Here is a 15,490-nt window from a genome sequence, read left to right on the forward strand (position 1 = left end):
TTTAGGAGTTATACATGTCACTAACTGCAGAAGTTAAAGCTGAAATCGTTAAGAAATATGGTCAGGGCGAGAACGACACGGGCTCACCTGAAGTGCAGGTTGCACTATTAACTGCAAACATTAACGAATTGCAGGGTCACTTTAAAGCACACGCGAAAGATCACCACTCACGTCGTGGTTTGTTGCGTATGGTAAGCCAGCGTCGTAAATTGCTGGATTACTTAAAGCGTAAAAACAACCAACGTTATGCAACGTTGATTGATAGCTTAGGACTACGTCGCTAAGTTATTACGTTGAAAAAAGGGCCGTTTGGCCCTTTTTTCATTTCAGCGGCTACTTTATTCGCATTATGCCTTTTCATTTGGGCGCACGTACATAGTTCCGCTATACTGTGCACGCACTATTTAAAAGTGAAAATGAAACTGAAAGAGAAAGGGCCATGAGGCCAAGCAAAAGCAAGAAATAGGTGAAGGAAAAATTAACGTGAATCCGATTACTAAAAAATTCCAATACGGTCAGCATACCGTAACTTTAGAAACTGGCGTGATGGCACGTCAAGCAACTGGTGCTGTGCTAGCAAGCATGGATGACACGACAGTTCTGGTAACTGTGGTTGCAAAAAAAGAAGCAAAACCAGGTCAGGATTTTTTCCCATTGACCGTAAACTACCAGGAGCGTACCTACGCAGCCGGTAAAATTCCAGGCGGCTTTTTCAAACGTGAAGGCCGTCCTTCAGAAAACGAAACATTGACCTGTCGTTTAATCGACCGCCCAATTCGTCCATTATTCCCGGACGGCTTCACTAATGAAGTACAAGTTGTGGCAACCGTGATTTCGGTTAACCCGCAAATTTCACCAGATATCGTAGCCCTAATTGGTACCTCAGCGGCATTGTCGATTGCCGGCGTGCCATTTGCTGGTCCTATTGGTGCAGCACGTGTTGGTGTTATCAACAATGAATACGTATTAAACCCAAGTCAGGAAGAGCTGACTGAATCACAACTTGATTTAGTTGTAGCCGGTACTGAAAGCGCCGTATTAATGGTTGAATCTGAAGCTCAGCTGCTGTCTGAAGACGTGATGCTGGGTGCGGTAATGTATGGCCATGAGCAACTACAAACCGTGATTTCTGCTATTAACGAGTTCACTGCTGAAGCTGGTAAGCCGAAGTGGGAATGGACTGCACCGGCAGTAAACGAAGATTTGTTAAGCAAAGTGAAAGAACTGGCCGAAGCGGGTATTGGTGAAGCTTATATGATCACTGATAAAACCGAACGTCGTGATCAGTTAAGCGCACTTAAAACTGAAATTACCGCGAAGTTAGTAGAAACTGACGAAACGCTGGATGAGCGTGAAATCAGCGATTTATTCCACTCCATTGAAAAAGACGTGGTTCGTGGTCGTATTATTGCTGGTGAAAAACGCATTGATGGTCGTGACCCGGATATGGTTCGTGCGATTCACGTGGCTACTGGTGTGTTACCGCGTACCCATGGTTCATCACTGTTTACCCGTGGTGAAACTCAGGCGCTGGTAACAGCAACCTTAGGTACTGAGCGTGATGCACAGATTATTGATGACATCATTGGCTCGCAAAACAGCCGCTTCATGCTGCATTATAACTTCCCTCCGTACTGTGTTGGTGAAACCGGTATGGTTGGCTCGCCTAAGCGTCGCGAAATCGGTCACGGCCGTTTAGCGAAGCGTGGTATTCAAGCGGTAATGCCGTCGCATGACGACTTCCCGTACACCATTCGTCTGGTTTCAGAAATCACTGAATCAAACGGTTCCAGCTCAATGGCTTCAGTTTGTGGTTCGTCACTGGCGTTAATGGATGCCGGTGTGCCAATTAAAGCCTCAGTTGCTGGTATTGCCATGGGTCTGGTGAAGCAGGGCGATAACTTTGTCGTACTGTCTGACATTCTGGGTGACGAAGATCACTTAGGCGACATGGACTTTAAAGTAGCCGGTAGTAATGATGGTATTACTGCACTGCAAATGGATATTAAGATTGACGGTATCACCCGTGAAATCATGGAAAAAGCATTAGCGCAGGCGAAAGCAGCGCGTTTACACATCATTGGTGTAATGGACAATGCTATTTCTGGTCACCGCAGTGAACTGTCAAACTACGCGCCGCGTTACCACACCATGAAAATCAACTCGGATAAAATCCGTGACGTGATTGGTAAAGGTGGTGCGGTTATTCGTGAACTGACGGAAAGTACTGGTACTAACATCGAAATCAATGATGACGGCACCATCCGCATTGCGGCTACCGATCAGGAATCAGCTGATAAAGCTATCGCGCGTATTAAAGAACTGACTGCTGACGTTGAAGTAGGTGCTATTTACGAAGGTAAAGTAGCGCGTATCGTAGACTTCGGTGCTTTTGTTACCATTTTACCTGGCAAAGACGGTCTGGTTCACATTTCACAAATCGCTGAAGAGCGCGTGAACGATGTGAACGAATACCTGAAAGTTGGTGATGTGGTACCAGTTAAGGTACTGGAAATTGACCGTCAGGGTCGCGTCCGTTTAAGCATGAAAGAAGCCGCTGAGAAAGCTCCGGAAGCAAAACCGGAAGCAGCTGCAGAAGAAGCAACTGAAGAAGCTTCAAAAGACGACGCATAAGCGACAGCTAAGAAAGTGAAAAGGGAGCCGGTTGGCTCCCTTTTTTATTGGCTGACAGCTTTTGTTTAGCTTCATAAGTGTGGTGTAATGTGGCTATACCAAAGGGGTCGTATTCATGAATAGTTTTCGCTTAGTATTACTTTTGCTTGCTGTTAGTTTGAGTGGGTGTGCCAGCCAGTCGAACTTGCGGAACAATCTACCAGTTGCAGAGCCGGTGCAAACGCGGTTCGCCTATGAAATTGAACTGGGTAAATTAAACGACTTTATGCGGCAGGATATAGCCGGTGACCAGCTTGGTGAGTTACTTTATCGCCGTGGCGCACTCTATGATGCTTTAGGCCTGCGCACGCTGGCTAGAATAGATTTTAACCATGCGTTGGAATACATCCCCGATCTTGCCAATGCCTATAATTACCTGGGTATTCACTTCACGGTACTAGGTGAATATCAGTACGCCTATGACGCATTTGACTCCGTCCTTGAACTTGAACCTGAGCATGGTTACGCACTACTGAACCGCGGTGTTGCTGCTTATTACCACGGCCGCTACGAACACGCGCAGACGGATATGCGTGGCTATGCTGAGCGCGATCCCACCGATCCCTATCGTGTACTTTGGTTATATCTGGCCGAGCATGAAGTAGATGCCGAACAGGCGCGCCGCAACTTAGCTGATTACTATGCGGATATTCCGGAATCTGAATGGGCACGGGAAATCATTGGGGTTTATTTGGGTGAGCAAAGCATTCGGGAGTTTTTAAATTCCGACTTCAATGACAACGCCAGCGACAATCCAAACACCGTGGCCGAACGGCTTTGCGAAGCTTATTTTTATCTGGGCAAGATGTTGCAAAGACAACAGCGCAATGAGGATGCCAAACTATTCTTTCGCCTGGCGCTAAGTACCAATGTATTAGAATTTGTCGAACACCGTTATGCCTCGGTCGAACTGGCTAGAATGGCGAAGACAGCAACAACGAATGCTGCTAACTAAAGCAGAGTTGGCGCTATGGTAGCTGCTATTAAACCGCTAGCGGGCATACTCACCATCATAAGTGTACCGCTGGTGGCAGGCGTTTGGTCTGCCCATCAGTTAAGCCGCCAGCCAACTACTCCTGAACCAACTCAAGCTAGTTCACCAACACTGCAGCTGCCTGTTAGTGAGGCGTTCGCGAAGGTTTCCAGCAGTGCACAATTACAGGCTCGACTGCAGTTGCTTAGCGAATCTCAGCAGCCGCGTTTGCAACTCGGTGCGCGCCAATTATTCGGTCCAGCTCCGTTACCACAGAACTGTGTTGCAGTGCAGTTGCCCGAAACAGGTGAGCTGGCTTCGGTACTTGAACTTTTTGCCGGTTTTTCAGAGCATCCGCAGGCTAATTTGGGATGGTGCTTTCAAGGTCATTTTGGTGAGCTACTGCAACCTTCGTTGCGTGGGCACATTAATTTCGCGCCCACAGAGCGCGCTTATGCCAAAGCGAACAGCATCCAGTTACCCAGTGATGCCTCAGTTGATTTATTGGCACATGAGCTGGCTCACATTGCTGGTTTGGCCGATGAATACGCTATGCGCGAGCCGTTGGCGCAGAATTTTTGCCAGGGGCGCTACAATCACCCTAGTTTGAACGTGGTGGTAACTGAGCGGCGCTACCTGAGTGCAAATGAACTACAGGAACTATGGCAGCAATTGCCGTGGAAAGAGCAGGTGACACATTGGCAGCAACTAGCGCAGCCAACCGAGCAAGGCTGGAAGCTTGGTAGTAGCAAGGAGCAGGAGTTTGGGTTGTTCCAGACAGATACCTGCGAACAGGTTGGGTTATTTGCGTGGAAACCGGTGGCAGAAACTACGGCCATGCAGCATTTTGATGTGCCGAAATGGCCGCAGCTCTATCTTGATTTAATGCAGAATTACCTGAGCGAAACGCTAGAGAGCGGTGGCAACCTGGGCAATCATGAGCACGGGGCAGGCAATAGCGAAAAACCAAACCAGTGAACGCAACTTGTCAAAGTTAGCTAAATACAGCACGTGATAGCTTAACCGTAATACGATGAAAGCAACGGCAAGCCACTGGTTCTCTGGCGTGATTTGATCGGTTGCAATCACTAACAGTACCGCAGCGGCATACAACGGGAACGCTTCATAGGCATTGTAGTGGCCGGCTACGGCCCGGGCACCAGCGCCGGTTAAGCGCTGTTGCTGGGCACGCGGATGACGATTGTCGTAACCCTTGTCGCGATTTTGGAAATACACCACCGGAGCTTTGGCAGCAATAGGTAACAGGCCTGCTATTAGTAAACACCAAATCAAAAGGCTCATCTATTCTTCTCCAGTGGTTAAGTTTTTACGTCACTTCTTTTTATTTCACTTCTTTACCGGCAGCTTGTAAGTCGGCGTGGTAAGAAGAGCGCACTAACGGGCCACTGGCAATATGGGTAAAGCCCATATCCACACCAGCCTGACGGAACATTTCGAAGTCATCAGGATGCACGTACCGGGTTACCGGTAAATGGTGACGACTTGGCTGTAAATACTGGCCAATAGTCAGCATGTCGACATCGTGGTCACGTAAATCCTGCATTACCTGCAGAATTTCTTCGTTAGTTTCACCTAAACCGACCATTAAGCCTGACTTAGTGCGCACATCCGGGCGTGCTTCTTTAAAGCGTTTCAGTAAGTCTAACGACCACTGATAGTTGGCGCCTGGGCGAGCCGCTTTGTACATGCGTGGCACAGTTTCCAGGTTGTGGTTGAATACGTCAGGTACTTCGCCGGTCAGAATATCCAATGCGACGTCCATGCGACCACGGAAGTCAGGTACCAGTACTTCTACCTGAATACCAGGCGAGTGCGCACGAATTTCACGAATACAGTCGGCAAAGTGTTGAGCGCCACCGTCGCGAAGATCATCGCGATCAACCGAGGTTACCACCACATACTTAACTTTCATGTCGCGAATGGTTTCACCCAGTTTAACCGCTTCCTCAGCATCCGGAGGTAGTGGGCGACCATGAGCAACATCACAAAACGGGCAGCGGCGGGTACAAATAGCGCCCAGAATCATGAAGGTAGCAGTACCGTGATTAAAGCACTCGGGTAAGTTCGGACAAGAGGCTTCTTCACAGACAGAATGCAGGCCATGTTTGCGCATAGCTTGCTTAATTTCGTCAATACGCTGGGTTGAAGATGGCAATTTCACTTTTAGCCACGAAGGCTTGCGTAACATTTCGTCACGTTCGGTCGGAACCACTTTAACCGGAATTAATGCCATTTTGTCGGCATCGCGCATTTTTACGCCGGGTTCAACTCTAACTGGCTTTGACATAATCGAGATTGAGTCCTGCTTGCTGTGTGATAGTGGTGTATGAGAGCCGCTGTGCAAATTCACTGGTAACCTTGTCGGCTGCCTCTGCAAAACTTTGCGGCCCACCTAGTGATTTGCTCTGAATCATTTTCAATCCGGCATAACCACAAGGATTAATACGAAGAAACGGGCTTAAGTCCATGTCTATATTAAAGGCCAGACCATGGAACGAGCAGCCGCGCCGAATGCGTAACCCCAGTGAGCATATTTTGTCGTCGCCAACATACACTCCCGGGGCGTCGCAGCGTGCCGCTGCGTCAATATTGTATTCTGCCAACACTGAAACGATGGTGTTCTCGATTTGGTTCACTAATTGGCGAACACCAAGTTTGCGGCGGCGTATATCTAACAGAAAATAAACCACCAGCTGACCGGGACCATGGTAGGTTACCTGTCCACCGCGATCCACCTTCACTACCGGAATATCGCCCGGAGCCAACAAATGTTCTTCTTTACCGGCCTGACCCTGCGTAAACACTGGTTCATGCTCTACCACCCAAAGCTCATCGGGTTGGTGTTCATCGCGGGCATCGGTAAAGGCCTGCATAGCGTGCCACACAGGCTCATAGGCCTGACGTCCTAGTTGACGTATTACCAGCTCGGCGGTTGCATTTGAATGTTCGGACAAATGTTCTGACATAGGAGCATTATACCTACCTGAATTAGCCTCGGCTAGCGGCCTGAGCTAGAGTACGTAACGCACGTCTTCGATGTCCGCTAAGCAGCGGTACAGCGTTTCGATATGTTGCTGACTTTCAACCTTTACGGCCACCGAAATAGAGTGGTAATTGCCTTTGCTGCTCGGTTTTACCGCTGGTGAATAATCACCAGGAGCATGTTCCTGCAACACTGCTATTACCTGATCCGGTAACTCTGGTGTGGCAACGCCCATAACTTTAAAAGTAAAGTGGCAGGGAAACTCCACCAATTCATCAAATTTTGTCTTTTGCATAGTCATTTTCCTCAGCCTGCGGCTTGCTGCTTTGCTGCAGCAATAGGCGCATTGGCACGAAATAGATCCGCTAATTGGCGGGTCATAGCGCCAGGTCGACCATCTGCAACCATGTGCTCATCTAACCACCCAACCGGCTGAATTTCACGGCTGGAACTAGTTAAGAAACATTCATCGGCGGCGTACAAAGCGTCTAAATCAAAGGCTTCCTCATGCACCTCAATACCGTTGTCGCGCGCCAGTTCTACTAACCAGTCGCGGGTAATGCCGGGCAATATCAGTTCATCTTTCGGTGGCGTTATTAAGCGACCGTTTTTTACAATGAAGTAATTACAGGACGCACCTTCAGTTACCCGGCCAGCGCGATGTAACAGTGGCTCCATACCGCCCATGGCAACGGCTTGCTGCTTCAACAGTATATTACCTAACAAGCTGATGCTCTTAATGTCACAGCGCAACCAGCGAATGTCGTCCATAACACATACCCGTACTGGCTCCGGTAATTCGGTTGGCAGCTGAATATGGGTAGCGCTAATAAACACTGTTGGCGTTAGCATGGTTGCTGGTAAGTGCGAGCGCTTGGTATCAGCACCACGGGTTACCTGCAAATAAATAAAGCCGTCCGCAATAGCATTCTTCTGAATAGCCTGCTCGAATAATTGCTGCCATTCGGAATCACTGCGATTGGCTATGCCCAGGGCAGACAATGACCGGTTGAGACGCTGTAAATGACGGTCGAGCAAAAATAACTGACCGGCATACACAGTTACCACTTCATAAATTCCATCGGCGAACAGGAAGCCGCGGTCAAACACCGAGACTTTGGCTGCCTCGGCAGGCAGCCAGTCGCCATTTAAATAAACCGTTTCGGCCATTTATTCGCTACCAAATTTCTTTTTCAAATAATCTGTCAGGCGTTTAAATACGCCACCTTCTTCAACGGCGTGCAATGTTACCAGTGGGAAGCTGGCAATATCTTCACCGTCTAATTGCAGATATACGCTGCCAACTACAGTTCCTTTCTCAAGCGGGGCTTGTAGCTCTTCGTTCAGCTCAAAGTTGGCTTGCAGGCTGTTACGTTGACCGCGAGGCAAAGTAATAACTACGTCATCGCTAACACCAAGTTCAACTTCGTCGGTATCACCGCCCCAAATGCGATGGCTGACAAAGCTATCACCCGCTGCATAAGCAGTTACAGTTTCAAAGTAACGGAAGCCGTAGTTCAACAGTTTTTTGCTTTCAACTTTACGTTGTTGCTCACTGTTGGTACCCATTACCACCGAGATAAAGCGTGTATCACCGTCAACCGCCGAGGTAACCAGACTATAGCCTGCTTCCTGAGTGTGGCCGGTTTTAATACCATCAACATTCATGCTGCGGTCCCACAACAACGAGTTGCGGTTGTACTGCTTAATGTTGTTGTAAGTAAAAGATTTCTCGGCGTACAGCGCATATTCTTCAGGTGTTTCTTCAATTAGAGCTTTGGCCAGAATAGCCATGTCGCGCGGAGTGGTGTACTGCTCCGGGTGCGGCAAACCATGGCTATTACCGAAATTTGTTCCGGTCATGCCTAAATCACTGGCATAAGCATTCATTAAATCTGCAAACGCTTCTTCACTACCGGCAATATGCTCGGCCATGGCAACGCAGGCATCATTTCCTGAAGAAATAATAATGCCGCGATTTAAGTCGGCAACAGACACTTGTTTGCCTACTTCAATAAACATTTTTGAAGACTCAGGGAAGTTTTTCGCCCAGGCACGCTCACTCACGGTAACCAAATCGCTTGGGTGAATGCGTCCCGCCTGAATTTCACGTCCGATAATGTAACTGGTCATCATCTTCGTCAGGCTGGCCGGTGCTAACCGTTCATCGGCATTTTCTTCCGCCAATACCTTACCGGTAGTGTAATCGATAAGTAGATAGCCTTTGGCGTTTACTGCTGGCGCTTGCGGAACTACACCACTTGCTGCCGCACTCATCACAAAGGTAGAAAGAAAAAGAACTGTTAAAGCTGTTCGAAAGTGACTAAACATCATGGGTGTCTCTGTCGGTTAGTGAAATTAAATAATTCGTATGCAAGCAGCGCCGTACGCACATTCAGCGCTGCGAATTATAGCATTATAGGAGGGCCTTTAACCATATTTAGGGCAGTTGAACCCGAAAAACATCATGATGCCCGTTATCTTTCAGGCGTTGCAGTAAATCGGTTGCTTCCGCATTGGCAAAGGGGCCCAGCACTAGGCGGTATAGACCATCATTTGCCTGGGTAGTTGCAGGAACTTGATAGAGTTGCGACAAAGCGTCGGCTTCTTGCTGTAAACGTTCGTTATTGGTGCCCGCCATTACCTGAATGAAGTACTTGGTTTCGTTCGCGGGTGCTGTTTCAGTGGCTGTTGATGCCGCTGGAGCCGAAGAAATTATGGCCGACGGCGCGGCTGGCTCTGGCGATTCGGCAACTTCTACCAGCGGCGCTTGTACGGTTTCAACCCGCACTCGTGCGGTACCGGTGGCGAGCATGCCAATTTTATAGGCAGCGGAGTACGACAAATCTATTAACCGGTCGCCGTGAAAAGGGCCCCGATCGTTTACCCTCACTATCACCGATTTGTTGTTGGCCAGATTGGTAACTCGTACATAGGTTGGTAACGGTAGGGTTTTATGTGCGGCACTCATGCTGAACATATCGTAGTACTCACCATTGGAGGTGAGGTGACCATGAAATTTCTGCCCGTACCAGGACGCGGTACCTTCTTGTTGATAATCACGCACGTCACCCATCACATGATAGGTGTTGCCAAACAACTCATAGGTTTTATTCCCTTGGCGGCTGGGAGGTTCTTGCCGAGGAATTGGATCGCGCAGTTCGGCAGTAGTAGGCAGCCGCACCGGGGCGGCATCCTGACTCATGCGATAACGACCGTTAGAGCTGCTACAAGCTTGTACTAAGCCAAGTACCAGCAACCCGAATACGATTTTATTACTGTTGGCTATCGGCATAGTCTTGTTTAATCTGCTCACTAAGTTGATATACCGCCATGGCGTACAATGGACTGTGGTTGTAACGCGTTATCACATAGAAATTTGGCAGCGTAAGCCAGTACTCATGGCCGTCTTCTATTTCTAATTCGAGTACATTCGCGTTCATCTCATCAGCAACCTGAGCTTGCACTTGCTCGGGTAACTTGAGTCCGGCACCGGTCAGTTCACCGACGGTTTGTGCTGGTTTCAGTTTGCCACTAATCAGTTCTTTCGCCGGCGCTTCACCACTGAGCGGAAATGCTACCGGGTGTCCGCTAGTCCAGCCGTGCTTGCGGAAGTAATTGGCAACACTACCTATAGCGTCAACTGGATTATTAAATAAGTCGCGTTGGCCGTCGTTATCGAAATCAATGGCGTAATAGCGGTAGCTCGATGAAATAAACTGACCAAATCCCATCGCGCCGGCATAGGAGCCCATCAGATTATCTGGCTCCAGTTTTTCTTCGCGCATCAGCAGCATAAACTCAGCTAATTCCTGGCGAAAGAATTTCTGGCGGGGCGGGTAGTGAAAACCTAAGGTATAAAGTGCATCGAGTACCTCATATTTGCCCTTATAGGTGCCGTAGAAAGTCTCCACCCCAATAATAGCCACAATGAGGTGGGCAGGAACGCCGAGTTCCTGTTCTGCGCGAGCCAGAGTTTCTTTATGTTCAGCCCAGAATTTAACCCCGCCAGCGATGCGCTTTTCGGTCAGAAAAATAGGGTGGTACTGATACCAGGGCTTGGCTTCCCAAGGGCGTTGAATAGCTTCAAGAATATCTTGATTTCGATTGGCCTGACTCAACAAGCGTTCGACTTCGCTGGCAGTGAAGTTGTGCTCTGAGACCATTTTATCAATGAAGGCTTGCTGCTCGGCAGGGTCAATCTTGTCGGTGCTGGCTATAGCTGGTTGAATCCAGGAGTGTGCCAATAGCCCCGCCAAAGTTACCCATAACCATGGTTGCATTACTTTCATTGTGTACCTCGTAGCTTATGTTGTCGTTGCCGCTATTGGCCCCGCATGACCAGACGCCGATGCGTGGCAATACTCATTAACATGCCAAAGCCGGCCAGGAGTGTCACCATTGAGGTGCCACCGTAGCTGATTAGCGGTAATGGTACACCCACCACTGGCAGTAGTCCCGAAACCATACCAATATTTACTAAAACATAAACAAAGAAGGTAAGTGTTAAGCTGCCGGCCAAAAGTTTTTCAAACGCGCTTTGGGCACGAATGGCAATAGTGAAGCCCCGCAGAATAACGAAGCCGTATAAAACCAATAAGCCAGCCACACCAATTAAACCAAATTCTTCGCTGAACACGGAAAAAATAAAGTCAGTGTGGCGCTCGGGCAGAAACTCCAGTTGGGATTGGGTGCCTTGCAACCAGCCTTTGCCTTCTATTCCGCCGGAGCCAATGGCAATTTTAGACTGAATAATATGGTAGCCCGCACCTAGTGGATCACTCTCTGGATTTAGAAACGTCAGTACCCGCTGACGCTGATAATCGTGCATGAGGAAAATCCACAACACCGGAGCGAATGCGGCTGCCGCGCCAATACAAAAGAAAATCAGTCGCCAGCTAATGCCGGCTAAAAAGATAACAAACAAACCAGCCGAGCCAATCAGCAATGAAGTACCTAAGTCGGGTTGCCGTGCAATCATTAAAGTAGGTACCAGCAATAACAGGAAAGCTGCAAATACTCGTTTTAACGATGGTGGTAAACCGTGTTCTGAAATAAACCAAGCCAGCATCATGGGCACGGCCAACTTCATAATTTCGGATGGCTGTATATTAGTCACGCCGATATCCAGCCAGCGCTGGGCGCCTTTTGCCGAAACCCCAACCAGCAATACCGCCAGCAGCAGGGCTACGCCGAAGGTGAACAGAGGAAGGGCGAAACGCTGCAAGGTGGGCGGCGGAATTTGTGCCACCACAAACATGACGAAAAAAGCAAAACCTATGCGGATAGCCTGTCGCTGAATTAACGCCAGATCTTGTCCTGCAGCACTATAAACTGAAATCAAACTGAGTACTGACAGGCACATCAATACCAGTAACAAAGGCCCGTCAATATGGAGCTTTTGTAGAATAGGATGACGTTGACGTTCAGCATTGGTTTGCATGTTATTGCTCTTCCTCTTCCTCTTCCTTTGGCGCAACACCAAAGTAAAAATCCATGAGTTCGCGAGCTGCCGGTGCGGCAACACTGCCTCCGCCACCCGCGTTTTCCATGGCTATAACCAATACAATCTCAGGCTCTTCAACTGGGGCATAACCAACATACATGGCATTGTCGCGGTAACGCTCTTCAATATCTTCGGCAACGTATTTTTCGTCCTGACCAATACTCTTCACCTGCGCCGTACCGGTTTTGCCGCCTGAGGTGTAGGGGGCATTCCTGAACGCTGTGTGGGCGGTACCTTTTACGGTACTCACAACGTCTTCCATGGCATCCAGCACAATATCCCAATACTCGGGGTTATTCAGCGTTACCGGTGGTTTTTCCTCAATCAACGCAGGCGTACTGACCTCATTGGTCACAGTTTCTTTTAATAGACGCGGAACCAGGTGCGTGCCTCGGTTTACCACCATCGCGGTAGCCGTAGCTAGCTGCAAAGGTGTGGCCGTCCAGTAACTTTGACCAATACCCACTGAAACGGTTTCACCCGCATACCAGGGAAGATTAAAACGCGACCGCTTCCAGCCCCGCGTTGGCATGAGCGCGGCAGATTCTTCGGCAATATCAATACCGGTGTACTCGCCAAACCCGAACTGGAACATAAACTCCGACATTTTGTCGATGCCAAGCTTCAATGCCAAATCATAGTAAAAGGTATCGCAGCTTTCGGTAATGGCGGTACTGACGTTTACCCAGCCGTGGCCCCATTCCAGCCAGTCCCGGTAGCGGTGGTCTACACCCCGAATTTCAAACCAGCCCGGATCCCAGATGCGGGTTTTCGACGTAATCAGTTCTTCGTTTAAGCCCAGCAAGGCAATTTGCGGCTTAATGGTTGATGCTGGCGGGTAACCACCTTGGGTGGCGCGATTCAACAACGGACTTTCGGTAGAGGCAAGTAAACTCTGATAGCGCGCGTAGGAAATACCGTTCACAAACCAATTGGGGTCGTAGCTTGGCGTGCTGGCCATTGCCAGGACACCACCGGTACGGGTATCCATAACCACAATAGAACCACGTTTATCGCCCAAGATTTCAACCGCTTTGCGCTGCAGGTTTATATCGAGTTCAAGATAGATATCGCTGCCGGGCACTGGGGGCTCAACTTCCAGAGCACGTACTTTACGACCACGATTGTTCACTTCAATTTGCTGGTAGCCAACGGTACCGTGCAGCACTTTCTCGTAGAATCGCTCCACGCCGAGTTTGCCTATAGTTCGGGTTGCTGCGTAGTTGGCTTTTTGTCCGCTTTCTTCCAGTTTCTTTACATCGTTGCGGTTTATTTTGGCTACATAACCCAGTGCATGAGTCAGAATTTCATCATGGGGATAATACCGTATTAACCGCGCTTCAATAGAAACGCCGGGAAACTTATGCTGGTGAACGGCAAATTTAGAAAGCTGCTTTTCGTTCAGATTGTCCAGTAAGGTTACCTGAGAGAATCGCCGCTCGCGGGCGCGTTGCTGATGAAACTCGCTAATAACTGTGGCATCTAATTCCAGCAAACGGGAAAGCTCAGCTAAGGTGGTGTCCAGGTCGCGAACTTCTTCCGGGGTAATTTCAATACTAAATACGGGGCGGTTTTCCGCTAACAAAATACCATTGCGGTCATAAATGAGACCCCGGTTTGGTGCTAACGGAACAATCTTGATGCGGTTGTCATTAGAGCGCGTTTGAAAGCCTTGGTGCTGAACCACTTGTAGTTGATACATGTTGTACAGCAATAGCCCAAAAGCCGAATACACTAATACCAGAGCGACAGCCACACGACGGCTGAATAAACTGGCTTCGGCATTGTGGTCACGGATAGTCGCGCGCTTTTTCAACATAGTTATTCGCGATGGTAAGGATGGTTACTGTTCAGGCTCCAGGCCCGGTAAAGACTCTCTGCAACCAGTATTCTGACCAAAGGGTGCGGCAGGGTCAATGCTGATAAACTCCAATGTTCGCTGGCAGCTTGTTGACACTCTGGCGCTAACCCTTCCGGCCCACCAACTAATAAGCTGATATCGCGCCCATCCATTTGCCAATGTTGCAAACGTGCGGCTAAATCAGGAGTAGAGTAGGGCTTACCTGTTACATCCAGGCTGACGATGCGATCGCTTTTGCCGACAGCAGCTAGCATTGCCTCCCCTTCAGCCTTGAGGATGCGAGTAATGTCGGCATTCTTGCCACGTTTCCCGGCCGCAACTTCAGTGAGCTGTAACTGACATTCAGCAGGGAAACGTTTTTGATAGGTTACAAAGCCGGTGCTGACCCAGTCTGGCATTTTGGTGCCTACCGCTATCAGCTGGATTCGCATTAGGGGTGACCCCAAAGTTTTTCAAGTTCGAAAAAGTCGCGAGTAGTTTCCTGCATCACGTGAACGATAACATCGCCCAAATCAACCAGTACCCACTCTGACTGTTCGCTACCTTCAACACCAATGGCAGGCGTACCTGAATACTTTGCTTCGGTGGCGACATGATTGGCAATACTACGCACGTGAGTTTTGGAGCTGCCTGAGCAGATAACCATAAATTCGGCGATGTCAGTTTTTTCATGGACATCAAGCACTTGAATGTCACGGCCTTTTAATTCTTCAATTTTTTCGATAACGAAATTACGCAGTTGTTCAGCTTGCAAGACAGTAGATCTCCGCTACGCCATGAGGGCGTATTAAATAAAATGAATAAGCTCGTATAGTTTAACACGGAGCCGGTTAGAAAAGCAGCTAACGATATAGCTGCTGTTGGTTAATATAGTCAGCAATTGCTGGCGGCACCATATGGGTCCAGCTGTCACTATTGTTGATCCGCTGCCGAATATCGGTCGCGGAAATATCAACCAGTGGCGTTTGCGCAAAGTAAATGCCACCGGCTGGTTGTTGTTGAAGGGCGCTAAGTTCCAGTTCGCGAGCCGCAACAAAGGCGCTAAGCACTGGTTTTAGTTGTCGCTCAGTGTCACCACGGCGCATCACTACCAAATGCGCATGGTCAACCAACTGTTGCCATTGGTGCCAGCTATCCAGTGCATTGAATGCGTCCATTCCCAGTGCAAACACCAGCGTATCTTGCGGATACTTTTGCTTTAGTTCAGCTAAGGTTATGGCGGTGTAGGAATGTCGATTTTGTTGCAGTTCCCAGTCTTCAGCCTGCAAACGTGAATCCAGTTCACAGGCCAGAGTAACCATTTGTAGCCGCTGCTCGGCACTCACCGAAGGAGTGTCCCGGTGCGGTGGAATCGCACTTGGCATTAGGTGAATGGCTTGTGCTGACAGCTCATCCGCTAACGCCAACGCTGGCCGAATGTGACCCCAGTGAAGAGGATTAAAGGTGCCGCCAAAAATGATTCTTAACATGGGC

At 49.0% G+C, this 15,490-nt stretch carries 17 protein-coding genes; 4 read left to right on the plus strand and 13 right to left on the minus strand.

Annotated features, from left to right (window positions below):
* The first annotated feature begins 14 nt into the window (after positions 1 to 14).
* From rpsO to CCE91_RS04460, 4 genes are all read left to right on the plus strand, one after another.
* Positions 15 to 284, plus strand: coding sequence for a 30S ribosomal protein S15 (gene rpsO, locus CCE91_RS04445; protein ID WP_086434036.1), 270 nt, complete (start codon positions 15 to 17; stop codon positions 282 to 284).
* 199 nt (positions 285 to 483) lie between these two features.
* Entirely contained in the window at positions 484 to 2,634 is a 2,151-nt protein-coding gene (pnp, locus tag CCE91_RS04450; RefSeq protein WP_086434037.1) for a polyribonucleotide nucleotidyltransferase, read from the plus strand.
* A 115-nt stretch (positions 2,635 to 2,749) separates the two neighbouring features.
* Positions 2,750 to 3,628, plus strand: coding sequence for a lipoprotein NlpI (gene nlpI, locus CCE91_RS04455; protein ID WP_086434038.1), 879 nt, complete (start codon positions 2,750 to 2,752; stop codon positions 3,626 to 3,628).
* A gap of 15 nt (positions 3,629 to 3,643) precedes the next feature.
* Positions 3,644 to 4,624 carry a hypothetical protein gene (locus CCE91_RS04460; RefSeq protein ID WP_086434039.1) on the plus strand — a complete coding sequence of 327 codons (981 nt, stop codon included), beginning with the start codon at positions 3,644 to 3,646 and terminating at the stop codon, positions 4,622 to 4,624.
* Here CCE91_RS04460 and CCE91_RS04465 read toward each other — a convergent pair.
* The 13 genes from CCE91_RS04465 to nadD all read right to left on the minus strand — a co-directional run bounded on the left by CCE91_RS04465 (position 4,556) and on the right by nadD (position 15,486).
* Entirely contained in the window at positions 4,556 to 4,948 is a 393-nt protein-coding gene (locus CCE91_RS04465; RefSeq protein ID WP_086434040.1) for an MAPEG family protein, read from the minus strand. The genes CCE91_RS04460 and CCE91_RS04465 overlap by 69 nt on opposite strands.
* A 40-nt stretch (positions 4,949 to 4,988) precedes the next feature.
* Positions 4,989 to 5,954, minus strand: coding sequence for a lipoyl synthase (gene lipA, locus CCE91_RS04470; RefSeq protein ID WP_086434041.1), 966 nt, complete (start codon positions 5,952 to 5,954; stop codon positions 4,989 to 4,991).
* Positions 5,938 to 6,633 carry a lipoyl(octanoyl) transferase LipB gene (gene lipB / locus CCE91_RS04475; RefSeq protein ID WP_086434042.1) on the minus strand — a complete coding sequence of 232 codons (696 nt, stop codon included), beginning with the start codon at positions 6,631 to 6,633 and terminating at the stop codon, positions 5,938 to 5,940. Before lipB ends, lipA begins: the two co-directional genes overlap by 17 nt.
* A gap of 45 nt (positions 6,634 to 6,678) precedes the next feature.
* The gene (ybeD, locus tag CCE91_RS04480; RefSeq protein ID WP_086434043.1) at positions 6,679 to 6,945 is read right to left on the minus strand and encodes a DUF493 family protein YbeD; all 267 of its coding nucleotides are present in this window, start codon (positions 6,943 to 6,945) and stop codon (positions 6,679 to 6,681) included.
* An 11-nt stretch (positions 6,946 to 6,956) separates the two neighbouring features.
* Entirely contained in the window at positions 6,957 to 7,820 is an 864-nt protein-coding gene (locus CCE91_RS04485; RefSeq protein WP_086434044.1) for a D-amino acid aminotransferase, read from the minus strand.
* Entirely contained in the window at positions 7,821 to 8,984 is a 1,164-nt protein-coding gene (locus tag CCE91_RS04490) for a serine hydrolase (RefSeq protein WP_086434045.1), read from the minus strand. It lies immediately after the preceding gene.
* 106 nt (positions 8,985 to 9,090) lie between these two features.
* Positions 9,091 to 9,945 (minus strand): septal ring lytic transglycosylase RlpA family protein, encoded by an 855-nt coding sequence (locus CCE91_RS04495; protein WP_086434046.1) that lies wholly within the window; start codon positions 9,943 to 9,945, stop codon positions 9,091 to 9,093.
* Entirely contained in the window at positions 9,926 to 10,942 is a 1,017-nt protein-coding gene (gene mltB / locus CCE91_RS04500; RefSeq protein ID WP_234996257.1) for a lytic murein transglycosylase B, read from the minus strand. The genes CCE91_RS04495 and mltB overlap by 20 nt, the downstream gene beginning before the upstream one ends.
* A 32-nt stretch (positions 10,943 to 10,974) precedes the next feature.
* Positions 10,975 to 12,093, minus strand: a complete 1,119-nt coding sequence (gene rodA / locus CCE91_RS04505; protein ID WP_086434047.1) for a rod shape-determining protein RodA — start codon at positions 12,091 to 12,093, stop codon at positions 10,975 to 10,977.
* A gap of 1 nt (position 12,094) precedes the next feature.
* The gene (gene mrdA, locus CCE91_RS04510) at positions 12,095 to 13,975 is read right to left on the minus strand and encodes a penicillin-binding protein 2 (protein ID WP_198677987.1); all 1,881 of its coding nucleotides are present in this window, start codon (positions 13,973 to 13,975) and stop codon (positions 12,095 to 12,097) included.
* 2 nt (positions 13,976 to 13,977) lie between these two features.
* Entirely contained in the window at positions 13,978 to 14,448 is a 471-nt protein-coding gene (gene rlmH, locus CCE91_RS04515; protein WP_086434048.1) for a 23S rRNA (pseudouridine(1915)-N(3))-methyltransferase RlmH, read from the minus strand.
* Positions 14,448 to 14,771, minus strand: coding sequence for a ribosome silencing factor (gene rsfS / locus CCE91_RS04520; RefSeq protein ID WP_086434049.1), 324 nt, complete (start codon positions 14,769 to 14,771; stop codon positions 14,448 to 14,450). Before rsfS ends, rlmH begins: the two co-directional genes overlap by 1 nt.
* An 88-nt stretch (positions 14,772 to 14,859) precedes the next feature.
* Positions 14,860 to 15,486 carry a nicotinate-nucleotide adenylyltransferase gene (nadD, locus tag CCE91_RS04525; RefSeq protein ID WP_086434050.1) on the minus strand — a complete coding sequence of 209 codons (627 nt, stop codon included), beginning with the start codon at positions 15,484 to 15,486 and terminating at the stop codon, positions 14,860 to 14,862.
* Positions 15,487 to 15,490 lie beyond the last annotated feature (4 nt).

Origin of the sequence: Pseudidiomarina planktonica (assembly GCF_900177775.1) — a bacterium.
Classification (GTDB): domain Bacteria; phylum Pseudomonadota; class Gammaproteobacteria; order Enterobacterales; family Alteromonadaceae; genus Pseudidiomarina; species Pseudidiomarina planktonica.